27 protein-coding genes are annotated in these 24,149 nt (G+C 67.4%); 9 read left to right on the forward strand and 18 right to left on the reverse strand.

From position 1 onward, the window contains the following. Positions 1-3 precede the first annotated feature (3 nt). Complete coding sequence (locus HPC46_RS01320; RefSeq protein ID WP_179466395.1) at positions 4-480, reverse strand: GNAT family N-acetyltransferase; 477 nt, start codon at positions 478-480, stop codon at positions 4-6. A gap of 132 nt (positions 481-612) precedes the next feature. Here HPC46_RS01320 and HPC46_RS01325 point away from each other — a divergent pair, with 132 nt between their 5' ends. Then, positions 613-1,476: an SDR family oxidoreductase gene (locus HPC46_RS01325; protein WP_179466396.1), complete on the forward strand. Its 864-nt coding sequence runs from the start codon at positions 613-615 to the stop codon at positions 1,474-1,476. Here HPC46_RS01325 and HPC46_RS01330 read toward each other — a convergent pair. Continuing rightward, positions 1,473-2,051, reverse strand: a complete 579-nt coding sequence (locus HPC46_RS01330; protein WP_179466397.1) for a TetR/AcrR family transcriptional regulator — start codon at positions 2,049-2,051, stop codon at positions 1,473-1,475. The two genes, HPC46_RS01325 and HPC46_RS01330, sit on opposite strands and share 4 nt — an antisense overlap. A gap of 98 nt (positions 2,052-2,149) precedes the next feature. On the opposite strand from HPC46_RS01330, the gene HPC46_RS01335 reads away from it, so the two are divergent. Genes HPC46_RS01335 through HPC46_RS01345 form a run of 3 tightly spaced genes read left to right on the forward strand, consistent with a single transcriptional unit; the run spans position 2,150 to position 3,305 of the window. After that, entirely contained in the window at positions 2,150-2,626 is a 477-nt protein-coding gene (locus tag HPC46_RS01335; RefSeq protein WP_179466398.1) for a DUF1772 domain-containing protein, read from the forward strand. A 2-nt stretch (positions 2,627-2,628) separates the two neighbouring features. Then, positions 2,629-2,949 carry an NIPSNAP domain-containing protein gene (locus HPC46_RS01340; RefSeq protein ID WP_179466399.1) on the forward strand — a complete coding sequence of 107 codons (321 nt, stop codon included), beginning with the start codon at positions 2,629-2,631 and terminating at the stop codon, positions 2,947-2,949. Further along, the gene (locus HPC46_RS01345) at positions 2,946-3,305 is read left to right on the forward strand and encodes a DUF4267 domain-containing protein (RefSeq protein ID WP_179466400.1); all 360 of its coding nucleotides are present in this window, start codon (positions 2,946-2,948) and stop codon (positions 3,303-3,305) included. The genes HPC46_RS01340 and HPC46_RS01345 overlap by 4 nt, the downstream gene beginning before the upstream one ends. On the opposite strand, the gene HPC46_RS01350 is transcribed toward HPC46_RS01345, so the two are convergent. The 7 genes from HPC46_RS01350 to HPC46_RS01380 are packed head-to-tail and all read right to left on the reverse strand — an operon-like array spanning position 3,302 to position 9,500. After that, on the reverse strand, positions 3,302-3,742 hold the full coding sequence (locus tag HPC46_RS01350) for a hypothetical protein (RefSeq protein WP_179466401.1): 441 nt from the start codon (positions 3,740-3,742) through the stop codon (positions 3,302-3,304). The two genes, HPC46_RS01345 and HPC46_RS01350, sit on opposite strands and share 4 nt — an antisense overlap. Before the next feature lie 2 nt (positions 3,743-3,744). Beyond that, on the reverse strand, positions 3,745-4,959 hold the full coding sequence (locus tag HPC46_RS01355; protein WP_179466402.1) for an O-succinylhomoserine sulfhydrylase: 1,215 nt from the start codon (positions 4,957-4,959) through the stop codon (positions 3,745-3,747). Beyond that, positions 4,956-5,369 carry a rhodanese-like domain-containing protein gene (locus HPC46_RS01360; RefSeq protein ID WP_179466403.1) on the reverse strand — a complete coding sequence of 138 codons (414 nt, stop codon included), beginning with the start codon at positions 5,367-5,369 and terminating at the stop codon, positions 4,956-4,958. Before HPC46_RS01360 ends, HPC46_RS01355 begins: the two co-directional genes overlap by 4 nt. 34 nt (positions 5,370-5,403) lie before the next feature. Then, a complete protein-coding gene (locus HPC46_RS01365) occupies positions 5,404-5,808 on the reverse strand; it encodes an Rv0361 family membrane protein (RefSeq protein ID WP_218893524.1) in 405 nt (134 codons plus the stop codon). 29 nt (positions 5,809-5,837) lie between these two features. Next, a complete protein-coding gene (purT, locus tag HPC46_RS01370) occupies positions 5,838-7,016 on the reverse strand; it encodes a formate-dependent phosphoribosylglycinamide formyltransferase (protein WP_179466405.1) in 1,179 nt (392 codons plus the stop codon). Between the two features lie 21 nt (positions 7,017-7,037). Further along, complete coding sequence (locus HPC46_RS01375) at positions 7,038-8,153, reverse strand: AAA family ATPase (RefSeq protein ID WP_179466406.1); 1,116 nt, start codon at positions 8,151-8,153, stop codon at positions 7,038-7,040. A 33-nt stretch (positions 8,154-8,186) separates the two neighbouring features. After that, positions 8,187-9,500 carry an alkaline phosphatase family protein gene (locus tag HPC46_RS01380; protein WP_179466407.1) on the reverse strand — a complete coding sequence of 438 codons (1,314 nt, stop codon included), beginning with the start codon at positions 9,498-9,500 and terminating at the stop codon, positions 8,187-8,189. Here HPC46_RS01380 and HPC46_RS01385 point away from each other — a divergent pair. Then, on the forward strand, positions 9,469-9,807 hold the full coding sequence (locus HPC46_RS01385) for a hypothetical protein (protein ID WP_179466408.1): 339 nt from the start codon (positions 9,469-9,471) through the stop codon (positions 9,805-9,807). The two genes, HPC46_RS01380 and HPC46_RS01385, sit on opposite strands and share 32 nt — an antisense overlap. A 226-nt stretch (positions 9,808-10,033) precedes the next feature. Here HPC46_RS01385 and HPC46_RS01390 read toward each other — a convergent pair whose 3' ends face one another. Next, entirely contained in the window at positions 10,034-10,504 is a 471-nt protein-coding gene (locus HPC46_RS01390) for a MarR family winged helix-turn-helix transcriptional regulator (protein ID WP_179466409.1), read from the reverse strand. A gap of 59 nt (positions 10,505-10,563) precedes the next feature. Here HPC46_RS01390 and HPC46_RS01395 point away from each other — a divergent pair, with 59 nt between their 5' ends. Then, positions 10,564-12,663 carry an MMPL family transporter gene (locus HPC46_RS01395; RefSeq protein ID WP_179466410.1) on the forward strand — a complete coding sequence of 700 codons (2,100 nt, stop codon included), beginning with the start codon at positions 10,564-10,566 and terminating at the stop codon, positions 12,661-12,663. Positions 12,664-12,714: 51 nt separating this feature from the next. Further along, a complete protein-coding gene (locus HPC46_RS01400; RefSeq protein ID WP_179466411.1) occupies positions 12,715-13,920 on the forward strand; it encodes a cytochrome P450 in 1,206 nt (401 codons plus the stop codon). 3 nt (positions 13,921-13,923) lie between these two features. On the opposite strand, the gene HPC46_RS01405 is transcribed toward HPC46_RS01400, so the two are convergent. The 3 genes from HPC46_RS01405 to HPC46_RS01415 are packed head-to-tail and all read right to left on the reverse strand — an operon-like array spanning position 13,924 to position 16,565. After that, complete coding sequence (locus tag HPC46_RS01405) at positions 13,924-14,619, reverse strand: hypothetical protein (RefSeq protein ID WP_179466412.1); 696 nt, start codon at positions 14,617-14,619, stop codon at positions 13,924-13,926. An 18-nt stretch (positions 14,620-14,637) separates the two neighbouring features. Next, positions 14,638-15,270: a PaaI family thioesterase gene (locus HPC46_RS01410; protein WP_179466413.1), complete on the reverse strand. Its 633-nt coding sequence runs from the start codon at positions 15,268-15,270 to the stop codon at positions 14,638-14,640. Then, positions 15,267-16,565, reverse strand: coding sequence for an adenylosuccinate synthase (locus HPC46_RS01415; RefSeq protein WP_179466414.1), 1,299 nt, complete (start codon positions 16,563-16,565; stop codon positions 15,267-15,269). Before HPC46_RS01415 ends, HPC46_RS01410 begins: the two co-directional genes overlap by 4 nt. 79 nt (positions 16,566-16,644) lie before the next feature. On the opposite strand from HPC46_RS01415, the gene HPC46_RS01420 reads away from it, so the two are divergent. Beyond that, complete coding sequence (locus HPC46_RS01420) at positions 16,645-17,253, forward strand: peptidase M50 (RefSeq protein WP_179466415.1); 609 nt, start codon at positions 16,645-16,647, stop codon at positions 17,251-17,253. 36 nt (positions 17,254-17,289) lie between these two features. After that, positions 17,290-18,063: a site-2 protease family protein gene (locus HPC46_RS01425; RefSeq protein ID WP_179466416.1), complete on the forward strand. Its 774-nt coding sequence runs from the start codon at positions 17,290-17,292 to the stop codon at positions 18,061-18,063. Between the two features lie 143 nt (positions 18,064-18,206). Here HPC46_RS01425 and HPC46_RS01430 read toward each other — a convergent pair whose 3' ends face one another. Genes HPC46_RS01430 through HPC46_RS01450 form a run of 5 tightly spaced genes read right to left on the reverse strand, consistent with a single transcriptional unit; the run spans position 18,207 to position 24,149 of the window. Further along, the gene (locus HPC46_RS01430) at positions 18,207-19,040 is read right to left on the reverse strand and encodes an SDR family NAD(P)-dependent oxidoreductase (protein WP_179466417.1); all 834 of its coding nucleotides are present in this window, start codon (positions 19,038-19,040) and stop codon (positions 18,207-18,209) included. 24 nt (positions 19,041-19,064) lie between these two features. Then, positions 19,065-20,468, reverse strand: coding sequence for an aldehyde dehydrogenase family protein (locus tag HPC46_RS01435; protein WP_179466418.1), 1,404 nt, complete (start codon positions 20,466-20,468; stop codon positions 19,065-19,067). Further along, positions 20,465-22,072 (reverse strand): AMP-binding protein, encoded by a 1,608-nt coding sequence (locus HPC46_RS01440; protein WP_179466419.1) that lies wholly within the window; start codon positions 22,070-22,072, stop codon positions 20,465-20,467. Before HPC46_RS01440 ends, HPC46_RS01435 begins: the two co-directional genes overlap by 4 nt. Continuing rightward, the gene (locus tag HPC46_RS01445) at positions 22,069-22,893 is read right to left on the reverse strand and encodes an alpha/beta fold hydrolase (RefSeq protein ID WP_179466420.1); all 825 of its coding nucleotides are present in this window, start codon (positions 22,891-22,893) and stop codon (positions 22,069-22,071) included. Before HPC46_RS01445 ends, HPC46_RS01440 begins: the two co-directional genes overlap by 4 nt. Next, positions 22,890-24,149, reverse strand: a complete 1,260-nt coding sequence (locus HPC46_RS01450) for an acyl-CoA dehydrogenase family protein (RefSeq protein ID WP_179466421.1) — start codon at positions 24,147-24,149, stop codon at positions 22,890-22,892. Before HPC46_RS01450 ends, HPC46_RS01445 begins: the two co-directional genes overlap by 4 nt.

A 24,149-nucleotide genomic window follows, 5' to 3' on the forward strand; every position in this document is an offset into this window, starting at 1 on the left:
TTTCTAAAGCACTTTGACGAACGCCACCGGGAACACCTCGCCCTGACTGGGCAGGGGTTCGTCAAGCCGCGTGTAGCCGGCGCTGTCATAGAGCGCTTCGGCTTCGGGCTGGCGATTACCGGTCGTCAGGTAGACCCGGCGGTAGCCCCGCGCGGCGATCTCGGCCTCCAGCGCGGCGAGCAGTTGCGTGCCGAACCCGCGGCGGCGGCTTCGGCTGTCGGTCCAGATCCGCTTGAGTTCGGCGGTGTCGTCATCGAAGCGGCAGAAGGCCCCACCCGTCACCGGTCGGTCCTCGACCAGCCCGACAAGCATGCCGCCATCGGGCGGGCTGAATGTGCCGGGCGGATGGTTGCGCAGCCACCTCGCCACGAATTCCTCGGTGCCGTCGTAGCGGGTGGCGTACTCGACGGCGAGCTCCGCGAGCAGCGGTTGCGCCAGCTCGTCATCCTGCTGAACAGGGACGAACCGCAATGGACTCACGCCGTCGAGTGTGCACCCACGGCGACCAATCGGGCCACATCCCGCCCTGCACGCACACTCGACGCCATCAGCACACAGCGGATCTCGCGACACCCTTTCGCCCAGAATTTGACACCTGTAAAGTTCCCGGCCATGGACAACATCCGTGGCAAGACCATCGCCATCACCGGCGCTGCGCGGGGCATCGGGTTCGCCACCGCCCGGGCGCTGCTGCTGCGCGGCGCGCGCGTGGTGATCGGCGACCGGGACGTCGCACTGGAGGAGTCGGCCGTTGCTCAGCTGAGCAAGCTCGGACCGGTCTCGGGTTACCCGCTCGACGTCAGCGACCCCGAATCGTTCGCGACGTTCCTGGACAAGGCCCGCGCAGACGGGGGCGGCCACATCGACGTGCTGATCAACAACGCCGGCGTCATGCCCGTCGGTCCGTTCCTCGATCACTCCGAGCAGGCGGTACGCACGGCCGTCGAGGTGAACTTCTACGGCGTGCTCACCGGTTGTCGGCTGGTGCTGCCGGAGATGGTCAAGCGCCGCGGCGGCCACATCGTCAACATCGCCTCGATGGCCGGCATGCTGGCCGTGCCCGGCCAAGCGTTGTATGCCGGAACCAAATTCGCCGTCGTCGGGCTGACGACCGGGCTGGCCGACGAGTTCGCCCCGCAGGGTGTCCACATCAGTTGTGTCATGCCGACATTCACCAATACCGAGCTGATCTCGGGCACGCACACCACCGCGGCCACCAAGCCCGTGCAGCCTGAGGACATCGCCGCCGCGGTCATCAAAGCCCTGGACAAGCCGACAACCTCGATCTCGGTGCCCAACTATTCGCGCTTCCTGGCCGCTGCGGTGATGTTCCTGCCGCCGCGGGGCCGGCGCTGGCTGTCCAACAAGATGGGCACCGACCGGGTGTTCCTCGACTTCGACACCGCCGCGCGAGCGGCCTATGAGAAGCGCGCGCAATCGGCCACCGGCGTGGTGGAGACCCCGGGCAAGGACTAGCGCCGAGTCGCGAATTCGCTGACCAGCAATCGAATACGATCATCGTCGTAGTCGTCGCGCAGCCGGCCGGCACGGCCCAAAGTGACCAGTCCGTGCAAGGCAGCCCAGAACACCTCGGTGAGCGTGTCGGCGTCACGATCGCCCGCGACGGCGTCGACGGCCTGCCGCATCGCGGCGAACGAATCCTCGAGCTGCGGCGGAGTGTCATCGGTGGCGAAGCGGAGGCCGGTCGCCCGGGTGAACATCGCGTCGTACATCGCCGGGTTGTCGCGGGCGAAATCAAGGTAGGCGTGGGCAATTCGACTCAGTGCGTCATCGGCTGAGCCGGAGCCGCTCTGGGCGGCCCTCATTGCTTCCGTGAGCTCGCCGAACCCCTCGACCGCGACCGCGTCGGCGATCTGTTCCATGCCCGCGAAGTGCTTGTACAGCACCGGCTGGCTGTACTCGATCTCGGTGGACAGCCGACGGGTGGTGACCGCATCCCAGCCTTCGTTCTCGGCCAGAGCGCGGGCCGTCGCGACGATCAGCCGACGCCGGGCCTCACGGTCGCGCGCGCGGCGGTCATCGATGGCCATGCCCGAATCTAGCATGGCTAGAAAATCTAGCACTGCTATTGCCAACAAGTTCCGCGCGGGTTAGCGTTGCTAACACCCGCCCCACAAGGAGCCTCGAGATGAATCTGGACCTCATCACCCGGACGGCCGCACTGGTCGCTGTGCTCGGCACTGCGGTGGTCTACGGCACCGACGTGTTCTGCGCGATCGTGCTGCGACCGGCACTGACGTTGATCGACGACCCCACCCTGGTCGCGGTCATGGGCCACGTTCATCGCTACGGGGACCGGCGGATGCCCATTCCCGGGGCAATCGGGGTGGTGGCCTCCGCGGCGGCCGCGGTCTCGGCCGCCCTGGCCGGACACTGGCCGCAGGCGACAGCGGCCGGCGCGGCAGTGGTGCTGCTGTTGGTGTGGCTCGTGCTCTACACGCGGGTGAGCGCACCCATCAATCGCCGACTCACCTCGGCCGCCGAGACCGGCCGCCCACCGGCGAATGGGCGTGCACTGCAAGCACAGTGGGACCGAATCATCAATGCCCGCGCGATGTTGCAGGGCCTCGCGGTGGCCGCCCTCTGCGTAGCGCTGGCGATCTGACGATGTTGCAGCTCAGGATCTACACCCTTCGGTCAGCCGAAGCCCTGCAGCAGTACGCGACGGTGCACTGGGCCCGCCACCTGGCGACGTTCCGGAAGTTCGGGGTCAGCACCGAGGGCGTGTGGACCGAATGTCGCGGAGACGCGCGGCGACTCGTCGCACTGATCCGCTACCCGGAGGACGTCGACCCCGACGAGCTCGCGCGGAGCATCATGGCCAGCCCGGAATTCGCCGCGGACATGGCGGGCTTCGACGTAGCTGACATCACCGATGTCCACACCATCTCAGTCAGCCCCCTGAAATACGAGGAGCTTTCCCAATGATCATCACCATCGGCTACGTTCTCGCCGGGCTCATCGCCGCTGCCATCATCGTCATCGGTGCGCGCTTCCTCCTCGCGCCGGCCGCCGCCGCGGAAGGCTATGGGGTGCCGGGCGAGGGTGCCCATCTGAGTGTGAAGGGCATCCGCGATATCGCGTCCGGGCTGATCGTGATCGTCCTGATGGTCGCGGGGGCGACACACCTACTCAGCTGGGTCCTGTTGGCCGCCACAATCATTCCGGTCGCGGACGCAGTCATCGTGCTCCGCAGCGGCGGCACCAAGTCCGTGGCGTTCGGCATCCATGGCGGCACCGCCGTCGTCATGGTCGTGACGGCTGCGCTTCTGCTGATGTCCTAGCCCAGAACCGGGATCGCGGCCCCCGGCCGGTAGGCCTCGACCGAATCCATATGGGACAGCAGGACTTCCGGGGCAATGGAGTAGAGCATCCCCTCACCCTCACCACCGGTGCCGACCAGTACCGCCTTGACGCCCTCGGGGAAGTCGTCCTGTTCTCCCGACGCCGTGATCCAGATCCGCGTGACCGGCTCGTATCCCTCGACGACAGCGGCGGCCGACGGCTCGTAGAACCAGCTGATCAACGTCTCGGTGGAGAACTCCGCGTCAAACGTCCAGCCGCGGGAGGTCAGCCACTCGTCGAACGTCTCGACCGCCTGTGCGAGTTCGACGTCGACATCGTCGAGGGTGCCAACCACCTCGTCGGGCAGCCAGCGCGCATCCCGATTGACCTGCCGCTTCTTGCGGCGGGCCTTCTTGGCGTCGGAGTTTCGCGACACCGCTACCCCAGCGCGCGTTCCAGGTCGGCGATCAGATCCTCGGTGCCTTCCAGCCCGACCGAAATCCGCACCACCCCGTCGCCGAGCCCGATCGAGGCGCGACCCTCGGGCCCCATCGCGCGGTGGGTGGTCGTCGCCGGATGGGTGATCAGCGATTTGGCGTCACCGAGATTGTTGGAGATGTCGATCACCTGCAGCTTGTCGAGTACCTCGAACGCGCGGTCTTTGCCGCCATCCAGTTCGAAGGTCACCACGGTGCCGCCGCCGCGCATCTGCCGCTTGGCCAGGTCGTACTGGGGATGGGACTCCAGGAACGGATACCTCACCCAGTTCACCCCTGCCTGCGTCTCCAGGAATTCGGCGATGCGCTGTGCAGAGCGGTTCGAATAGTCCACCCGGACCGACATGGTCTCCAGCCCTTTGAGCAACACCCAGGCGTTGAATGCCGACAGCGCAGGCCCGGTGTGGCGCATCAGTTTCTGCACCTCACCGTCGATGTACTCCTTGTCGCCCAGGATCGCCCCGCCGAGCACCCGGCCCTGGCCGTCGATGTGCTTGGTGCCCGAGTACACCACCACGTCCACACCGAGCGGGAAGCCCTGCTGCAGCAGCGGAGTGGCAAAGACGTTGTCCAGCACCACTTTCGCGCCGGCGGCGTGTGCCATCTCGGACACCGCGGCGATGTCGACCAGTGACTGCATCGGGTTGGACGGGGTTTCGAAGAACACCGCCTGCGTGGGCTTGCTCAGCGCCTCCTCCCACTGGGAGAGGTCCTCTCCGTCGACGAAGACGGTCTCCACACCCCAGCGCGGCAGGATCTCGTTGCACACCACGAAGCACGAGCCGAACAGGCTGCGCGCGGCCACCAGACGATCCCCCGCGCCCAGCAGCGCGCCCAGCGAGGTGAACACCGCCGCCATCCCCGACGCCGTCGCGAACGCCGCAGGCGCGCCCTCGATCAACCGCAGGCGTTCCTCGAACATCGAGATCGTCGGGTTGCCGTAGCGGGAGTAGACGTAGCGGTCGATGTCGCCGGTGAACGCCCTCTCGGCCTCGGCGGCCGAGGAGTACACGTAGCCGGACGTGAGGTACATCGCCTCGGCGGTCTCTTCGAAGCCCGACCGCAACAGCCCGCCGCGTACCCCGATGGTCGCCTGGCTCACGCCGTCGGGCAGTTCGGCAGGAATCCGGACCGAGGGAACCTGAGGTTCGCTCATGACTGCTTCCAGGGCAGACCCAGCGCCCGCCAGCCATTGACGCCGCGGTGGCCGTTCTCGTCGAGTTGGCCCTCGAAACCGTCAAGCATGTTGTAGGACGGCGTAATTCCGGCGGCGGTGGCGGTCTCGGCCGCGGGAATGGAGCGATTTCCAGAGCGACAGAGGAAGACGACGGGCCGTTCGCCGGGAGTGACGCCGGCAGCGATCAGGTCGGCCACAAAATCCTCGTTGTGCTGCCCGTTGCCGCGATTCCATTCCACGAACACCACGCTGCGGCCGAGGCTGGACAGATCCGGTACCCCGACCCAGCGCCATTCGGCGTCGGTGCGGCAGTCCACCAGGACCGCGTCGGGGTTCTCGTTGAGCAGCTTCCAGCTCGCCTCAGGGGTGATATCTCCTGCGTAGCTCACCCGGCCGAGTCTTCCACATCAATCCGGGCGGCTCTTAGACCGGACCGGGCGAACAGACGGTCCAGTCCCCCTTCTCCCGTACGAACGTCATCGGCACCTTGATCTTGTTGTCGGCCGACCGCTCGAAGTGGTAGACGACGGTAGCGGTGGCCTTATCGCCGTCGATCTTCACCTCGGTGACGTCGTCGACGTAACGGGCGCCCTGTGCCGTCCTTGATTTCTGTTGGCCGGCAAGCACTTCAGCTTCGGTGCCCTGCTGTGCGGCACAGGTGTACGTGCGGAAGTCCCCATAGTCGTCCCGCTGCAGGGCGTCGTTCTGGCCGACGGCGGCACGACCGACCCTGACGTCCTCACTGATCGGCTTGTTGCTGAACAGCCAGGCGACCCCGATCGCCGCGAGCACCAGCACGGCTACCCCCAGCGCGATCAAAATGGGCATCGGGCTCGAGCGATCGTGCTCAGGTTCGGTCACGGCCGCCACACCCGGTGCAGCGCCGTGGAGACCTGTCGCACCCGATCCCGGGCGGTGGTGACGTCGGACCCGGTGGCCAGCGCAACTCCGAGCCGCGACCGCGCCGAACCGTCGTGGCGGCCCAGCAGCCGCACGTCACTCTCCGGCACCACCAGGGCCTCGGCCAGCACGACGGGGTCGATCTCCGGGGTGATCGCGGCATCGTCGGCGCTGCCGTAGGTGACCTCGGCGGCCCCCGGCGAAATCATGATCGTGTCCACCGGCAGGCCGAGGACGGCCCGGGCGTGCAGCTCGAACTCGGACAACCGCTGGGTGCGCAGCGTGACCAGCCCGCTGTCGTACGGACGCACGCTGACGTCGGAGAAGTACACCTCGTCGCCGCGAACCAGCAGCTCCACCCCGAACACGCCCCGGCCGCCCAGCGCCCGCACGATCCGCGCCGCCACCGACTTCGCCGCGCCGAGGGCCGCCAGCGTCATCTGCTGCGGCTGCCAGGACTCCAGGACGCCGCCGTCGACTTGGCGATGTCCGATCGGCTCGCAGAAGTGCAGCGCCGGGCCCGCGGGTCCGTCGGTGCGCACCGTGAGCAAGGTGACCGCGTAGTCGATCTCGACGACGGTCTCGGCCAGGACCCGGTTGTGCGGCACCCGGCCGCCGGCCGCGACGGCACGCTGCCAGGCGGGCTCGACGTCGTCGGGACGCAGCAGCACCGACTGTCCCTGGCCGGGCACCCCGATCACCGGCTTGACCACCAGCGGGAACCCGGCGTGCTCGGCGACCGCGGTCAGCTCCTCGACGGACCCGGCGAACCAGAACGGTGCGGTCGGCAGGCCCAATTCGTCGGCGGCCAGCCTGCGCATCCCCTCCCGGTCCAGGCTCAGCTGCGTGGCGTAGACGCCGGGTACGACCTGGGTGGTTCCACCGTCGGAGGCGGCCCGCAGCGCGTCGATGGCCACTTCGTTGGTGTCGACCACGACGTAGGCCGGTTCCACCCTGGTGATCGCGGCAGTCAGTTCGTCGGGGTCGGTGATGGTCACCACCAGGGCCTCGTCAGCGACGTCATGGGCCGGTGCGTCGGCGTAGCGATCGACCGCGACCACCTCGGCACCGAGCCGCTGAAAGGCCAGCACCAGCTCGCGGCTCAGCTCACCAGATCCGACCAGCATCACACGCATGATGCCCAAGGATAGGTGTGCTCATCCCCGTGCAGGCCAGTGCCAGGACGGCTCGTCGAGGAGTCCCTGGCCGACGATGACGGTCCGGCCGTCGTCTTTGGCGAGTTCGACAGCGTTGACATCGCGCTGTTGGCGGCGCAACGCCTCGACCAACGCGGCGGCGTGGGTGACGACGACGACCTGGGACCGCTCCGAGGAGCGGGCGATCAGCGCGGCGAGTGCGGGCAGCAGGTCGGGGTGCAGGCTGGCCTCCGGCTCGTTGAGCACGGTGAGCTCGGCCGGCCGCGGGGTGAGCAAGGCGGCAACCCATAGCAGATAGCGCAACGTGCCGTCGGACAGTTCGGCCGCCGTCAGTGCCCGCAGCATCCCGGGCTGGCGCAGGGTGACCTCGAAGCGGCTGTCGCTGCAGCGGACCTCGACCCGGCTGCCCGGAAACGCGTCGTCGACCGCCTCGGCGAGTGCCCCGGCATCGCCGACCTCGGCGATGGTCTGCAGTGCCGCCGCAAGGTCGGCCCCGTCATGGCTCAAAACCATTGTCCGGGTGCCTATCTGGGGCCGGCGTGCGGGTGCGCCACTGTCGGTGCGGACATGGTCGTAGAACCGCCAGGACCGCACCCGCTCGCGCAATGCCAGCAACTCGGGTGCCGCCTGCGGATCGGCAAGCTCGCTGAGCATGCTGTCGAAGGGCCGCAGCGTGGCCACGGTGCGCCAGCCGTCGTCGGCATCACGGATCAGAACCGCCGGACCCGACCGCTGCGCCAGCAGCGCCGACGGTCGCAGCACCGGCCCGGCCCACACGGCCTCGGATTTGATCTGCGGGTCCAGGTTGAAGGCGGTGTTGCCCTCCTGAGGCATGCCGAAATCGACGGCGTAGCCGAAATCCTCACCGGCGAAGCCGAGCTTGAGGCTCACCGGACCCTTCTCGCCCTGCCCCGCCCACATCGTCGAGCTCAGCCCGCCCTCACGGGCCAGCGCATTGACCGCGCCGTTGCGCGCTGAGTCGGCCAGCAGCCGCAGCGCCCGGTACAGGCTGGACTTGCCGGAGCCGTTGGGACCGGTGACGACATTGCAGCCGCCCAGCGGCACGACCAGCCTGCGCAGTGAGCGGTAGTTCTCCACGGCGACGGTGTCGAGCACGCCCCCACTTAACCAGGACGTGCCGACAGTCCCTCAGACGGCGATGGCCTCCGTGCTCGGCACCGCAGTCGCGGGCGGCAAGGGCTGCACGCCCGGCACCGTCGTGTAGGGCCACAGGTCCGGCGGGATGATCTGGTTGCCGGTCACCCCGGTCAGCCGCGCGATGATCTGCGCCGGGATGTTGACCGCTTGGTAGAGCACCGCGCCGAGGAACTGGATCGGCAGCTTGAGCGGCCCCGTCATGTCAGCGGTGAGTCCGTTGAACACGCTGTACACGAAGTAGGGGACGAACCCGACGATCGTTCGGAGGTCCAAAGCCACAGTGGTGACGACATCGGGATAGCCGTACATCGCTATCGCATCGGTGAGCGCTTGGTTGATCCCGTCGAAGCCGGGGGTAACGGGCTTGTAGTCACTTCCGGCGAGGTCCATCAGCGGCTTGCCGGCCGAATAGGACGCGGGTGTCAGGCCGAACAGCGAGGCCACCGTTGGCGTGATGTCGATGTTGGAATAGGTGTTGTTGATCGCCCCCGGCTCGAAGCCCGTCCCGTTGGCAATCACGAAAGTCGTTGTTTCCCAAGGTGTTTGGAAGCCGTGTGCCCGCATATCGGAGCCAAGTCGGATGGTCGGCCACGGCACCTGACCGTGATCGGTGGTGACGAGCACCGTCCACTTCTCGTCGGGGTGGGCGATATTCCAATCGTTGACCGCCTTCATGATCTCGCCGACGTTCTCGTCGACGTTGTTCAGCGCTTCCTTGTACTGCTGCGAACCGGCGTCGGACTCGTGCCCGGTGTCGTCGACCCCGACGAAGTAGGTGAAATTGAAACTGGAGACCCCCGCGGTGGTGCCGTTGATGGCGTCGACGGATGCCTGGCCCACCAGGTCGTCGGTGTCCAGCCAGCTGTTGTTGTACTTCGGGAAGAACTTGATCACGTCGGCCGGGATCGAACCCGCCCCGGCGATCTGGGCGATGTTCTCCCAGTCCGCGATCGCAATGGTCTCGATGTTCCGGTCGTAGGCCTCGAGCTGATTGAAGATCGTCGGCCACTTGTCATACGTCCAGGGCGTGAACACGTTGTTGAACAGACCCGTCTTCTCACTCCACACGCCCGTCAAGATCCCCGTCCACGAGGGATTGGACATCGTGATGTGCCCGACCATGGTCGACGCGGCGGTGGTGCCACCGGTCATCAGGGCTTGCAGGTTGACGTTCTTGGGGTCGGACAGGATCGCGCTGAGGTTCGTGCCGTCGATTCCGATCACCAGGACATGGGTGGGGGTGCTGACCCCCAGGGTGCTGACCGAACCTCCGTTGCCCGCGGCGGCCGACGCGGTTGCGGTCATCACCACACCGCGGCGACTGTTGCCGACCGCCGGCGACACCGTCGAGGACCCTGACGCCGCTGCGACAGGGGTGATGCCGAGCGTCGACAGCGCCAAGGAGAGAGCTTCTGCCGCTGGTGTTTTCACGGTCGTGCGGACTGCCGCCGCAGGTTTGCGCGAGGCCGACGCCACGGGCCGGCTGACGGTGCTTGTGGCGCGCCGAGTTTCCGTCTGCGGACGACTACGGGCTTTCGGACCCGCGCTGGGCGAGCCGGCCCTGGCCGAGCTCGCCGACGAACCGCCGTCGGCGTTGCCCGTATCGGCATAGGCGACCGCCGTCACGACGGTTGACCCGAGGCCGAAGAGGCCCGCGGCCGCAACACCCACGCACAGTTGTCTGGTTCGACTCATTGCCCGTTCCCCGATCCCGTTTCACAATCGACCATCGGCGACCGGTGCGGGCAACCACCTGAACCCCCAAGAACCGTTCGCCTGCAATATCTTTACTTACGCTGGGCGAAGTCCGCAGCCGAGTTCTCCAAAACGCCGAGGTTTCAGTTCAGGTCGGCCTGGAAGGCCGTCATCGCCGCAAGGACGGCGGTGAACACCCGGTGCGCGGCAGCCAGATCGTCGTCAGGCAGATCAGCCAGGACGCGGTGGGTGTGGTTGGCCAGCGGGGTGAAGAATGCGCGGCCCACTTCGATACCGTGGTCGGCATAGCGCAGGATCACCTTGCGGCGGTCCGCCGGGTCGGTGTCCCGGCGCAAATGCCCCGATTCGATCATCCGCTCGACGAGATAGGTGATCGCGGCACCGGACATCCCCATCCTGGACCGCAGTTCCCCCGCCGTCAGCGGGGTGCCGGCGTTCTCCGCGACCATGATGTGCACCAGTGCTCGGAAGTCATTTGCCGAGAGCTGGTGGACGCCCGCGAACGCCCGGCCGATCTGGTCGGATTCGGCCGACAATGCCTGAACGTCGGCGATCACGGCCGACTCAAGCTCGGCCCGACCGGCGTCATCCATCCCGCCAGGATGTCTGTTAAGTAGATGAACTGTTAAGAAATTGAAGCTATGTTGGAGGGATGCACCGAGGACTCGAGTCCACGCGTTCGTCGTGGGAGCGCATCGGCGATCTCGTCAGCAACCCACGGTCCTGGCTGCTGGCGTTGATCCTCGCGGTGATCGGCGGCGGCCTGTTGGGCGCCATCGGCCAGGGCAGTTCGGCAGAGCAGTCGCCGGTGTCGCTGCCGCCGAGTGCCGAGTCGGCCAAGGCGGCCGCGCTGCTCAAGGAGTTTCCCGGCGGCGAGTCGGCCCCGGTCATCCTCGTCGTCACCCGCACCGACGGAGCGACGCTCACGCCGGGCGATCTGGCCGCAGCCGAAGCGGCGCGAGGCCGCATGGTCGCCGCGACCGGCGTCGGCGGCCCGCCCATCCCGGTCACCTCCTCGGATGACGGCAAGGCCGCGCTCGCTCCCGTGCCGATCGCGGCGACGCTGTCCGGTTTCGCGCTCAGCGACGAAGTCCAGGGGCTGCGAGACGCCGCCAAGACGGGCTTGCCGGCCGACCTGACGGTCAACGTCACCGGCGGGCCGGCATTCGGCGCCGACATCGCAAACGCGTTCGCCGGGGCCAACATCACCCTGCTGGCCGTCACCGGCGCGGTGGTCGCGCTGCTGCTGATCGTCACCTACCGTTCGCCGGTGCTGTGGCTGGTGCCGCTGCTGGTCATCGCGTTCGCCGATCGGGTGGCCGCGGTCTTGGGCTCGGCCATCGCCGACGCGACCGGCCTGGCCGCCGACGGCTCGACATCTGGCATCACCAGCGTGCTGGTATTCGGCGCAGGCACCAACTATGCGCTGCTGCTGATCTCGCGCTACCGAGAAGAACTGCGCCACACCAGCAACCACCGCCGGGCGCTGAGCACCGCGGTCCGGTTCGCCGGTCCGGCGATCGCGGCCAGCAACGCCACCGTGGTGCTGGCCCTGCTGACGCTGCTGTTCGCATCGTCGCCCAGTACCCGCAGCCTCGGGGTACAGGCCGCATCGGGGCTGCTGGTCGCCGCCGTATTCGTGCTGCTGGCGCTGCCGCCGCTGCTGGCGTTGTTCGGTCCGAAGTTGTTCTGGCCCTTCATTCCTCGTGCCGGTACCGAGGAGATCGCCGACGCCGGGTTCTGGCACCGGGTCGCGGACTGGGTCTCGCGTCATGCCGGTCGGGTCACCGTCGCGGCCACCGCGGTGCTGGTGGTCCTGGCCACCGGCCTGCTGGCAACTCCGGTGGGGCTCAACCAGATCGACCAGTTTCGGGTGAGCGCGGACTCGGTGGCCGGCTACCGGACGCTGTCCGCGCACTTCCCCAGCGGTCTCACCGATCCGACCCGGGTGATCGCCAGCACCGACAAGAGCACCGCCGTCGACCAGGCGATCCTGGCCACCCCCGGCGTCGTATCGGCCAACCCGGCGGGCCGGTCCGACACCGGACTGACCCAATGGCAGGTTGTGATAAATGCCGAACCGGCGTCGGCAGCTGCCTTCGATACCATTGCCGCCCTTCGTGATTCAGTGCACAAGGTGGACCCCGGCGGATTGGTGGGCGGTTCGGACGCGCAGGCCCTCGACTCCGGGAACGCAGCGGTCCGCGACCGCTGGGTGGTGATCCCCGCCATCCTGATCGTGGTGCTCGCGGTGCTCTATGTCCTGCTTCGGGCCGCGCTCGCCCCGGTGGTCCTGGTGGCGGCCACCGTGCTGTCCTCGATGGCCGCCCTGGGGCTGGGCGGCTGGGTCAGCGTCCACGTGCTCGGATTTCCGGCGCTGGACAACACCACTCCGCTGTTCGCGTTCCTGTTCCTGGTCGCACTTGGGGTGGACTACACCATCTTCCTGGTGACCCGTGCCCGCGAGGAGACGCAGGAGTTCGGCACCCGCGGCGGGATCGTGCGGGCGGTGTCGGCAACCGGCGCAGTCATCACCAGCGCCGGCATCGTGCTGGCGGCGGTGTTCACCGTGCTCGGCGTGCTGCCGCTGATCGTGATGACCCAGCTGGGCATCATCGTCGGCCTGGGCATCCTGCTGGACACCTTCGTCGTGCGCACCGTCGTCATCCCCGCGCTGTTCACCCTGATCGGGCCGGCGATCTGGTGGCCGGCGTTCACCCGCTCCGAGATCGACCCCCGCGAGGGCGCGTAACGTCCCCCGCAGGGCGCGTAACGTCCCCCGCAGGGCGCGTAACGTTGGAGCATGACACATGCTCCCGCGCTGCCGCCACTGCATATGCGGCGCAACGGGTTCGACCCCACACCGGAACTACGCGATATCCGCGATGGCAGCGGTGTGGTCACCGCCGTCAACGCTTTCGGCATGCAGGTGTACTTGATCACCCGCTACGACGACATCAGGGCGGTGTTGTCCGACCACGAGCACTTCTCCAACAGCAGGCCACCGGGTTTCGTCGTGCCGGGCGCGCCGCAGCTCGCCGAGGACGAGCAGGCCTCCGCGCGGGCGGGCAATCTGCTGGGGCTCGACCCGCCCCAGCACGCCCGGCTACGCCGGATGCTCACCGGGGAGTTCACCGTGCGCAGGATGAGGGCACTCGAACCGCGCATCGTCGAGATCGTCACCGCGCGCCTCGACGCGATCGAACAGGCGGGCCCGCCAGCCGATCTGGTGGCCGACTTTGCCCTGCCCATCCCCTCCCTCGTGATCTGCGAGCTGCTCGGGGTGCCGTACGCCGACCGCGACGATTTCCAGCGGCGCAGCGCCCGTCAGCTCGACCTGTCCATCCCGATCCCGGAGCGTCTGGAGCTGGTCCGGGCCGGCCGCGAATACATGGGCGCGCTGGTGGCCTCCGCTCGCCGCGAGCCCCGCGAGGACATGCTCGGCATGCTGGTGCGAGAGCACGGCGACGAGCTCAGCGACGACGAGCTGATCGGGGTCTCCGCGCTGCTGCTGCTCGCCGGGCACGAGACGACGTCGAACATGCTGAGCCTGGGCACCCTGGCACTACTACAGCACCCCGAGCAGCTGGCCGCCGTCCGCGACGAACCCGATGCGGTCGCACCCGCCGTCGAGGAACTTCTTCGCTGGCTGTCCATCGTGCACAGCAGCATTCCGCGGATCACCACCGCCGACGTCCAGATCGCCGGGGTTGCGATCCCGGCGGGCAGTCTGGTGCTGGCCGCACTGGTGTCCGGCAATCGGGATGCTGCACTGGTCGACGATCCTGACGTGCTGAACATCAAGCGAGACATGCTGAGCCACTTGGCGTTCGGCCACGGTGTACATCACTGCCTGGGCGCGCCGCTGGCCCGCATGGAAATGCGGATCGCGTTTCCCGCACTGCTGCAGCGCTTTCCGAACCTAGAATGCGCTCAGCCGTTCGACGAGATCGAATTCAAACCGTTCCATTTCATCTATGGCCTGCGAGCACTGCCGGTGACCTGGTGAAGCTCACAACCTGTGCTCGTCGCGAAGCCCCTCGAACACACCCGCACGCGACAGCAACAGCAGGCTGACGACCAGCACCCAGATCGGGAAGCCCAGCGTCAACCACATGCTGATGTCGCTGGCGATCAGCAATGCCACCGCAAGCAGGTAGCTGACGTACACCAGCCAGCGCGGCATCAGACCGGTCCGCAGCCAGATCGTCGCCAGCGAGATCATGAACACCGCCGCCATCCGCAACGCATAGGTCTTCGACAACGCCAGCACGATCATCTGGCCGAACAACGCCACCTCGCTGTGCCCGAGCTGCTCGTGTCCCACCGCTCCGTTAGTGCCGGCCAGGCCTGCGCCGACCGCGCTCGTCACGAACATCATCGCCAGGAACAGCAGTCCGCTGCCGAGGAACACGGTGGAAAAGAACCGGTCTTCCAGCCGGCCCAGGCCATCGCGGACGACGCCGATGAACCACAGGAAGCTGATCCCCGCGAACGGCATCAGGATGGCCGCGATCTTCATCTTGCCGCTCGCCGCGTCCAGCCACTGCGAACCGGGCTGGGCTCCCTCCGGCAGCGACGAGCGGATCAGAATCATGTTGGCGCCGAACAGCAACGCGAACGCCACGCCGGCCGCTGCAGCCGCCCGTGGGGTGGTGAGTGTTTTCAGTGTCGACGAGCGGTTGGTGCCAATATCGGAGTCGGCCACGTCGTTATCGTGACAGATTCAGGGCTGGCCGGGCAGCAGACGCACCATCAAACCGTGCGATTCGGCGCAGAGCGTCCCGTCGGGATCTCGCAGCTCCGCGTTGACGAAGGCCTTGCGGCCCTCGGCTTCCCGCAGCCAACCCCGCACCGTCAGGTCCGTGTCGATCGGCGTGACGTTGCGGTAGTCGACGTGCAGGAAGGCGGTCCGACTGATCGGCCGCCCGGTCGCGTGAATGACCATGCCGAACACCGAGTCGAACATCAACGGCAACACCCCGCCGTGCACGGCATAGTTGCCACCGACGTGAAACCTACTGAACCGCACCGTCAACTCGACAGCTTCGGAATCGAACTTGGTCACGTGGTACGGCGCCATCAGCAGACTGCCGGCACCCGGCAGGCTGGGCACCCGATTGGCCGGGCCGACGCCTTCGGCCGCCTCGAACGGGGCCAGCAGCGTGACCAGTTCCTCGACCCGGTCGGCGGCCGCGGTCCAGACATCGGGGTCCGGATTGGCCGACACGGCCAGGTCCTGAGCCCGGCGCATCGCGGTCAGGAACCGGCCGAATCCCTCGCCGGGTTGGGCGACTTCGAACTTCGGGAAACCGCCGTGCTTGTAGTAGTCGGGATCGAGTTCGCGTTCATCACTCACGCGCGCTCCGCCAGAATGTCGCGGCGAACGATCGTCTGATCCCGGCCGGGGCCCACGCCGATACACGAAACGTACGCTCCGGCAAGCTCTTCCAGGCGGAGCACGTAGTCACGCGCCTTGGCGGGCAGGTCGGAGAACTCGCGGGCTCCTGAGATGTCCTCCCACCAGCCGGGCATCTCTTCGTAAATCGGCTCGGCGCGGGCGATATCGCTCTGCGTCATCGGCATCTCGTTGGTGCGCTTGCCGTCGACCGTGTAACCGACGCAGACCGGCACGGTCTGCAGGCTCGACAGTACGTCGAGCTTGGTCAGGAAGTAGTCGGTGATCCCGTTGACCCGGGTGGCGTAGCGGGCGATGACCGCATCGAACCAGCCACAGCGACGCGGGCGACCCGTGGTCACCCCGACCTCGCCGCCGGTCTTGGCCAAATACGCGCCGTGCTCGTCGAACAGCTCGGTCGGGAACGGGCCGGAGCCGACCCGGGTGGTGTAGGCCTTCAGGATGCCGAGCACCGTGGTGATGCGGGTCGGACCGATCCCCGAACCGACGGCCGCGCCACCCGAGGTCGGGTTCGAGGACGTGACGAACGGGTAGGTGCCGTGGTCGACGTCGAGCAGGGTGCCCTGCGAGCCCTCCAACAGGACCGTCTCACCGGCTTCCAGCGCGGTGTTGAGGATCAGCCGGGTGTCGGCGATGCGGTGCGTGAAACCTTCGGCCTGCGCCAGCAGCGTCTCGAGGACCTCGCCGGGATCGAGCGCCTTGCGGTTGTAGATCTTGACCAGCACCTGGTTCTTGAGCTCCAGCGAGGCGCCGATCTTGGCGGCCAGCAGGTCGTGGTCCAAGACGTCGGCGACCCGGATGCCCATCCGGGCGATCTTGTCCTGGTAGCACGGGCCGATGCCGCGGCCGGTGGTGCCGATCTTCTTGCTGCCCATGTAGCGCTCGGTCACCTTGTCGATGGCCACGTGATAGGGCATCAGCAGGTGGGCGTCGGCGGAGATCAGCAGCCCCGAGGTGTCGACCCCGCGATCTTCCAGGCCCGAGAGTTCCTTCAGCAGCACACCGGGATCGACGACGACGCCGTTGCCGATGACGTTGGTCACGCCCGGTGTGAGGATGCCCGAAGGGATGAGGTGCAGCGCGAAGTTCTCGCCGGTCGGCAAGACGACGGTGTGCCCGGCGTTGTTGCCGCCCTGGTAGCGCACTACCCACTGCACGCGCCCACCGAGTAGATCGGTGGCTTTACCTTTGCCCTCGTCGCCCCATTGGGCGCCGATGAGGACGATTGCCGGCATGGCGTAATCTCCCGCTGATCTGCATAAATTCTGTCCAGCCGGTGACCTACCCTATCGGAGCGCGCCCCCAGGAGTGTCGTTGACCAACACCGAGATCGCCGTGTTGCGTTTCGGGGGACGCCGGCTGGCGCGCGCGCTGGCCTCGCTGCCGTGTCACGACGACCCCGATCCGGCCGCTATCGACGCCGCCGCGGGGACGGCCTCGAGGGTGGTGGTGGTGGGTTCGGCGGCCGATCTGGCAACCGTGCTGACCCGGTTGATGCGCACCGAACGACTCGACATCGAGGTGGCTCGGGTATCGCGGTGGCGCGGCGCCCGGAAGGCGTTAACCGGCGCGGCGCAACGCGTTCCGCTGATCCGGGACGAAACCGGAAGCGTGCTCGTCGATGCCGCGTTCTGGCTTCCCCCCGGCGAGGACCGGGTGATCTACGGCGAGGCCGTCGTCGATGACGACCTGCTGTTCGACGGCGAGGTCACGGCCGTGCGCATCGAGCCGACCACGTCGATGCCGGGCCTGCGCGCGGCGGTGCTGACCGGTCGGATGCGGCCGCGTCGCTGGCTGACCGGTAGAGCCGTCCAACTCGGCACCACCGGCGCCCGGGTCGTCCGCGACGGCGTCGAGCTGTCCCGGGAAGCGAAGCGATCGGCGTTCTACCGCCACACCACCGGCTGGCTGCGGGTGCCGTGATCCCAGGTCACGCCGCCTTTCCGGTAGTTTCGTGAGGTGAACATCCGTCCGCTGCACCAGTCCGTGCGGCCCAGCCCCGTCTTCCTGGTGATCGTCGCGTTCACCGTCGCCGGCGGGGTGCTGGCCTGGCTGGCCGACACGCGGCTGTTGGCCCACGTCGGGGTATTCACCTTCGTCATCGCCGGCTGGCTGGTTTCGCTGTGCCTGCATGAGTTCGGCCACGCCTACACGGCCTGGCGATTCGGCGACCACGACGTCGCGATGCGCGGCTACCTGACGCTCAATCCACTGAAGTACTCCAGCCCGCTCCTGTCACTCGGCTTGCCACTGCTGTTCATCGCGCTCGGCGGCATCGGACTGCCCGGCGGCGCGGTGTATCTCCGTACCGAGTACATGACCCCGCGGCAGCGCACAGCGGTGAGCCTGGCGGGCCCGACGGCCAACTTGGTGCTCGCCGTCGTCCTGCTGGCCGCGGTCCGGATGTTCTCCGACCCCGGCCACGCGGTGTTCTGGTCGGCGGTCGCGTTCCTGGGATTCCTGCAGATCACCGCGCTGCTGCTGAACCTGCTGCCGGTCCCGGGCCTGGACGGCTACGCAGCGCTCGAGCCGCACCTGAGCCCCGAGACGCAGCGCGCGGTGGCCCCGGCCAAGCAATTCGGGTTCTTGATTCTGATCGTTCTGCTGTGGGCCCCCGCGCTGAACCAGTGGTTCTTCTCGATCGTGTTCTGGTTCTTCGACTTGTCCGGGGTGCCCGCCCAGCTGGCCATGATCGGCATGCAGCTGACCCGCTTCTGGTCCGCCTGGGTCTGAATTCCTAATTCCTACACCAAGGCGGGGGGCAGCGATCCCCTCTGTCGTTGCCCCCCGGCTCGGCTCCATCCCCCGGTTGGCAAACTTCAACCTAGCCACCTGTGAGCCGACTGGGAGCAACTTGGCATGATTTGGCCCAAAGGTTAGGTCGCGGACGCCCGGCTCACCCTGGACTCGTAGGAGCGGCGGATGTCACCGTCGCCGTCAAGCATCTGGTGGTCGGCTCCGAGCAGACCCATCACCGCGGCTCGCCCACTGGCCGGCAGCAGGCCGTAGACCGTGGTCAACGGGCCGAGCCGACGCGGCACGTACACCGACCTCCGGCGGCGGCGCACCGCGTCGACGACGGCCGCAGCGACGGCCTCGGGCGCACACGTCCGCATCAGCCAGTGGTCGGCGAGACCGGCGGACAGCTCCGTCCTGACCATGCCGGGATACACGGTGGTGAACGCGATACCGGTGGCCGCCGACTCGAGCGCGATGGCTTCCGTGAAACCCGCTACCGCGAACTTCGTGGCGGAATAGGTCGACACTCCCCCGAAGCCCATCCGGCCCGCCGCGGACGCAACATTGACCACGTGCCCGAAGCCTCGCGGACCCATCCGTTCCACAGCGAGCTGCGTTCCGTAGATGACACCGGCGACGTTGATGGCGAGCTGACGTTGAATCGACTCGGCCGTCTCGTCGACCAGGGGCGTCACCGGCATGATCCCGGCGTTGTTCACCAACACGTCGATCTCGCCGACAGCACCGGTCAGCGAGTCCAGGAAGCACGAGATGCTGGCCCGGTCGGTGACGTCGACCCGGCCCCACCAACATCCGACCTCGGCCGCCGTCCGCTCAGCCAGCTCGACGTCGACATCGCCGATGGCCACCTTGGCACCGGCCCGGACGAATGCCGATGCGGTCGCCGCTCCGATACCCCTGGCTCCTCCGGTCACCACCACTACCCGATCCCTCAGGTTTGTCGCTGCCATGTGCCGCCTCCTTCTCTCGAACCGCTAGCCGAATCGCCGCCGAATTCCCCGCGCGCCGATCAGCCGCGAAACACGGCGCATCGCCGCGCCGCGTAGCGGGGTGTACGGGTACCAGGTGAGCTCTCGGGCGGGCGTCACCCGAGCGGCCACAATCGCCTGCGGCCTGCAGAACTTCGATACCGCTTCACTGCCGCCGCGCGTGCCCAGGCCGGATTCCTTCCAGCCGGCTTGTGGCAATGCCAGGGTGAAGAGATTCGCGAAGACGTCATTGATGTTGACCGCCCCAGCGTCGATGCGTCGCGCGACACGTTCGGCCCGGCGTCGGTCGCCGCTGAACACCACTGCGGACAGGCCGTAGCGGGATTGGTTGGCCAGTCGCACCGCTTCGTGTTCGTCATCGACCCGCACCACAGGCAGCGTCGGGCCGAATGTTTCCTCGGTCATGCAGAGCATGTGGTGGTCGACGCCCGCCAGCACCGTGGGCCCGTCGCCACCATTACCCCGCACAAGCGCGGTCGCCCCGCGCGAAAGGGCATCATCCACATGTCGCCGCATGACCTCGGCCTGAGCCGGATCGGTGAACCGGCCCACGTCGAGTCCGGGGCGCAGCGCGACGACCTTCGCCGTCACCTGCGAGACGAACTCGTCGTAGATCGCTGATTCGACGTACACCCGCTCGACGGACACGCACATCTGGCCGCAGTTGGCCATCGCTCCCCACACCGCCGCGTTGGCCGCGCGCGTCACGTCGGCATCGTCGAGGACGATCATCGCGTCCTTGCCGCCAAGCTCGAGGGCGCACGGGATCAAGCGGTCCGCGGCCGCCCTCGCGACGGCCCGGCCGGTCCGCACCGAACCGGTGAACGCGACGAAATCTACTTGGGCGACAACAGCGTTGCCTGCGCGGCCGTCACCGCACACCACGTCGAGAACCAACGGCGCACCGATCTCAGCCCAGCCGGCGACCGCGGCTGTCACCGCTTTCGGCGTCAGCTCCGAGGGCTTGACCACGACCGAACATCCCGCCAGCAGCGCCGGTACCGCATCCAGAAGGGACAGACCGAGCGGGAAGTTCCACGGCGTGATGACACCGACCACCGGATAGGGGCGTTGAACGAGCAACTGCCGCTTGGTGATCGCCAGCACGCCGTGCGGGTGTGGCCTGCGGTCGGCGAGCACCCGCGACGCCCGGCGACTGTGGTAGTTGATGGCCTGGACGATGTAGGGAATCTCGAGGCCAGCCTCGATCGCAGGCTTCCCCGTCTCCGCAATCAGCAGCGCTTCGAGTCGGGACTGATTGTCCCACAACCAGTCCCGGTATCTCGACAGCCAGCGCACGCGAGCGCTGACGGAGAGCGCCTCCCACTCCGGCTGTCGAGACCGCAATGCAGCTACGACCTCGGTCACGGATTCTGCAGTGGACCTCACTCAGCGACCTTGCTCAACAGATTCCGCTTGAGCACTTTGCCGGTTTCGTTGCGCGGCAACGCGTCGAGGAAGTAGACATCGCGAGGCACCTTGTGGCGGGCCAGCCGGTCGCGGACGTAGGTCTTGACGGCCTCGGCGTCCAGCTGGGCGTTGTCCTTGATGACGACGAAGACACACAGGCGTTGGCCGAAATCGCGGTCCGGCGTTCCGACCGCGGCGGCCTCCATCACCGCCGGATGCTCGATGAGCAGGTTCTCCACCTCGATCGGGTAGACATTCTCTCCTCCGGAGACGATCATGTCGTCGTCGCGACCGTCGACGAACCACAATCCCCGGTCGTCGAAATGCCCGGTGTCGCCACTGGACATCAAACCGTCGAGAACCCTCTTGTTGCCGCCGTCGGTGTAGCCCGAAAAGCTCAGTCCGCTGGACACATAGAGCGTGCCGGTGTGCCCGGGTTCGGTGATCAGCCGGTCATACGCGTCGTACGCGGCGATGCGGCAACCGACCGGTGGCCGCCCGACGGTACCCGGCGCGACCCGCAACTCGGCGGGCGTCGCGACTGCGGCGGTGGCGACTTCGGTCGAGCCGTACAGGTTGTAGAGCACGTCACCGAAGGTGTCCAGCGTGCGCCGGCACAGCCGCGGCGACAAAGTGGACCCGGCGGCAAAGATCACCCGCAGTGCCGACGTGTCGTACCTGCCGATGACGTCGGGTCCAAGGTCAAGGATGCGGCTGAGCATGGTGGGAACCAGGACCATGGCGTCGGCGCGATGGCGCGCGATAGCGTCCAGCGCCGCCAATGGGTCGAACCTCCCGGACAGCACGATGCGATTGCCCAACGCCAATCCGACTGTCGCTGTGGCCAATCCGGTGGCGTGGAAGAGCGGTGCCGCCACCACGTAGCAGCCGTTCGCGGGCCAGGGCACCCGGTCGAGGAGCTGCGCCGACTGCAGCGGGTTGATCCTGTCTCGCGGTGCGCCCTTGGGCGTGCCGGTCGTCCCGCTGGTGAGCAGCACCAGCCCGCCGGGACGGCTGGGATGTGGTAGCGGTTCCACCGACTGCCCCACGGACAGGTCGTCGATCAACGGGTGACCGTGCGAACCGTCGGCCCAGTTCAGCAGTACCTCGACGTCGTGCGGTAAGGCGTCGAGCTGCTCGGCGAACTCCTGGTCGGCGACCACCATCTGGACCCGCTCGCGCACGCACACGTCGTGCAGCTGCGGGCCGGCGAATCCCGTGTTCAGCAGAACCGTTCGGATGCCGGCCTTTCCCGCGGCCGCAAGTGCCACCAGGAGTCCGCGATGACCGCGATTGAGCAGCCCGACTGCGCACTCGCCGCGCGGGTGGCGGGCCAGCAGCGTTCGCGCGACCGCGTTCGAAAGCTGGTCGAGTTCGCGGAAAGTCAGCGTCCCCCGATCATCGGTCAGTGCGGGCGAATCGGCGTAGCGCGCCGCGGTGTACGAGACGAGTCCGCCGAACGACCCGTAGTGGCGCAGGGCCCGGGCGGCGCTCAGCAGGCCGGCAGGATCGGTCAGGTCGATCATTCCCCGGCGCTGTAGCACCGCGACCGCGCGAAGCGTGTTCACCAGTTGCGTGGTCACGACAGCCCCAGGATCAGTCGGACAACCTCGTGTGGGTTGTCCAGCTGAGGGCAGTGGCCGGATTTCGGCAGCACGACAAGCGAGCTGCCGGGGATCTGCTGATGCAAGGTCCGGCTGGCCTGGACGGGAATGATGCGGTCTTTGGCCCCATGCGCGACGACCGCAGGGCACGCGATACGGAGGTCGCCGTGCCCGGCAGCCGTCTCGTGCGCATACTGAAACGCGTAGCGCCCCAGGCTTGCCAGCGCAGCTGGCCCGCCGATGGTGCGTCGCCACCGCGCGACGACGGCAGGGTCGGCGGCCGCCCCAGGGCCGTACAGCACGTGCCGAACGGCCTTGCCGGCCGCCCACCGGAGCATCCCGTCGGGGATGGGCAGCATCGCCGCGGTGTGCCAGACCTGAACCGGTAGCCGTCGGCGGCGAGCAAGCCGCGCCGGCAGATGGCGGGCGTTGAGTGGGTCGTTGAGCGCGAGGACCGCATGCACGGCATCGGGTTTGCGGGCGGCCGCCCGTATCGCGGTCGCGGCGCCCAGCGAGTTCCCGACGAGCACCGCGGGTCCGAGATCGTCCAGTAGCGCATCGGCGAAGGCATCGAATTGCGGCAGCAGCGGACCTTGCCGCCGGCGGTCGGCCCACCCGAACCCGGGAAGGTCCACCGCCATGGCGCGCCGGCCGACGGCGTCGAGTTGACCGAGAACCGCTCGCCAGGTGTCGGCGGAGTCTGCGTAGCCGTGCAGCAATACGATCGGCGGTCCGTCGCCGTCCACCGACAGGATTCGGGTTCGTACGCCGTCGTAGCAACCTGTCCCGGTACCGATCATGCCGAGAGCAGTCCCTTGGCGATGTGGGTGACCTGGACCTCATTGCTGCCCGCGTAGATCATCAACGACTTCGCATCGCGGGCAAGCCTTTCCACGTGATACTCAGCCATGTATCCGTTGCCGCCGAAGAGCTGCACGGCCTCCATGGCGACTTCGGTCGCGGCTTGCGAGGAGTAGAGTTTGATCGCCGACGCCTCAGCCAGCGAGGGCAACCGGCCGCCACCGAGGGACTCCAAGGTCTGGAACACCATGTTCTGCACGTTGATTCGGGCGACTTCCATCTGTGCCAGCTTCAACTGGATCAACTGGAACTGGCCGATGTTCTTGCCCCAGAGCGTGCGCGACTTCGCGTAGTCGACGCACAACCGGTGACACTCGTTGATGATGCCCAGCGACATCAACGCGATCCCGATGCGTTCCCCGGCGAAGTTCGCTCTGGCACTATCTCGTCCGTCACCCGCGCTGTGCTGTTCGGTCTCACCGAGCAGCCGCTCAGGGCCGAGGCGGACATTGTCGAAGAACAATTCCCCGGTGGGTGACGACATCATGCCCATCTTCTTGAACGGCCTGCCCTGCGTGAGCCCCGGCATCCCGGCGTCGAGCACAAAGGTGAGCACTGGCCGGTCGCGCTTGTCCACGTCGGAGCCAGGACCCTCATCGAGCTTCGCGTACACCACGATGACGTCGGCATCCGGACCATTGGTGATGAAGGTCTTCTGACCGTTGAGTAGGTAGTCCGAACCATCGCGCCGGACATAGGTTTTCATGCCGCCGAAGGCGTCCGACCCGGCGTCGGGCTCGGTGATCGCCCAGGCCGCGATCTTCTCCATCGTCATCAGCTCGGGCAGCCAGCGTTCCTTCTGAGCCAGCGTGCCGCGCGTCATGATCGTCGATGCTCCCAAGCCGAGGCTGACGCCGATCGTCGACAGCAGGCCGATGCTGACCGAGGCCAATTCGGTGATCAGGACGGCGGCCATCGACGCCTGGGCCCCGAGCTCACCCAGCCCACCCCCGTTACCGCGGGAGGTATTGGACACCTCACCGGACCCGGCTCGGGACCGTTCGCGGTCCAGCATCGTCTTGACCGCTTCGGCTGCCATCACGTCGAGGCCGAACTCGCTGAACAACTTTCGCGCGATCGGATACGGTGACCGGCTTCCGCTCTCGAGTTCCTCGAGGTGCGGCCGAATCTCCTTGGCGATGAACTCACGCGCGGTGTCGCGCATGATGATGTCGGTGTCCGACCATTCGATCAT

The sequence above is a fragment of the Mycolicibacterium vinylchloridicum genome, assembly GCF_013404075.1.
Taxonomy (GTDB): domain Bacteria; phylum Actinomycetota; class Actinomycetes; order Mycobacteriales; family Mycobacteriaceae; genus Mycobacterium; species Mycobacterium vinylchloridicum.

Bases quoted from the DNA above. Each gene is read 5' to 3' on its own strand.
- HPC46_RS01345 (WP_179466400.1), top strand. From the start codon at position 2,946: ATGATCATCACCATCGGCTACGTTCTCGCCGGGCTCATCGCCGCTGCC.
- purT (WP_179466405.1), bottom strand. From the start codon at position 7,016: ATGCGTGTGATGCTGGTCGGATCTGGTGAGCTGAGCCGCGAGCTGGTG.
- HPC46_RS01355 (WP_179466402.1), bottom strand. From the start codon at position 4,959: ATGAGCGAACCTCAGGTTCCCTCGGTCCGGATTCCTGCCGAACTGCCC.
- HPC46_RS01400 (WP_179466411.1), top strand. From the start codon at position 12,715: ATGACACATGCTCCCGCGCTGCCGCCACTGCATATGCGGCGCAACGGG.
- HPC46_RS01430 (WP_179466417.1), bottom strand. From the start codon at position 19,040: ATGGCAGCGACAAACCTGAGGGATCGGGTAGTGGTGGTGACCGGAGGA.
- HPC46_RS01365 (WP_218893524.1), bottom strand. From the start codon at position 5,808: ATGCCCATTTTGATCGCGCTGGGGGTAGCCGTGCTGGTGCTCGCGGCG.
- HPC46_RS01335 (WP_179466398.1), top strand. From the start codon at position 2,150: ATGAATCTGGACCTCATCACCCGGACGGCCGCACTGGTCGCTGTGCTC.
- HPC46_RS01395 (WP_179466410.1), top strand. From the start codon at position 10,564: ATGCACCGAGGACTCGAGTCCACGCGTTCGTCGTGGGAGCGCATCGGC.
- HPC46_RS01380 (WP_179466407.1), bottom strand. From the start codon at position 9,500: ATGACCGCAACCGCGTCGGCCGCCGCGGGCAACGGAGGTTCGGTCAGC.
- HPC46_RS01445 (WP_179466420.1), bottom strand. From the start codon at position 22,893: ATGATCGGTACCGGGACAGGTTGCTACGACGGCGTACGAACCCGAATC.
- HPC46_RS01330 (WP_179466397.1), bottom strand. From the start codon at position 2,051: ATGGCCATCGATGACCGCCGCGCGCGCGACCGTGAGGCCCGGCGTCGG.
- HPC46_RS01390 (WP_179466409.1), bottom strand. From the start codon at position 10,504: ATGGATGACGCCGGTCGGGCCGAGCTTGAGTCGGCCGTGATCGCCGAC.
- HPC46_RS01450 (WP_179466421.1), bottom strand. From the start codon at position 24,149: ATGATCGAATGGTCGGACACCGACATCATCATGCGCGACACCGCGCGT.
- HPC46_RS01340 (WP_179466399.1), top strand. From the start codon at position 2,629: ATGTTGCAGCTCAGGATCTACACCCTTCGGTCAGCCGAAGCCCTGCAG.
- HPC46_RS01325 (WP_179466396.1), top strand. From the start codon at position 613: ATGGACAACATCCGTGGCAAGACCATCGCCATCACCGGCGCTGCGCGG.
- HPC46_RS01415 (WP_179466414.1), bottom strand. From the start codon at position 16,565: ATGCCGGCAATCGTCCTCATCGGCGCCCAATGGGGCGACGAGGGCAAA.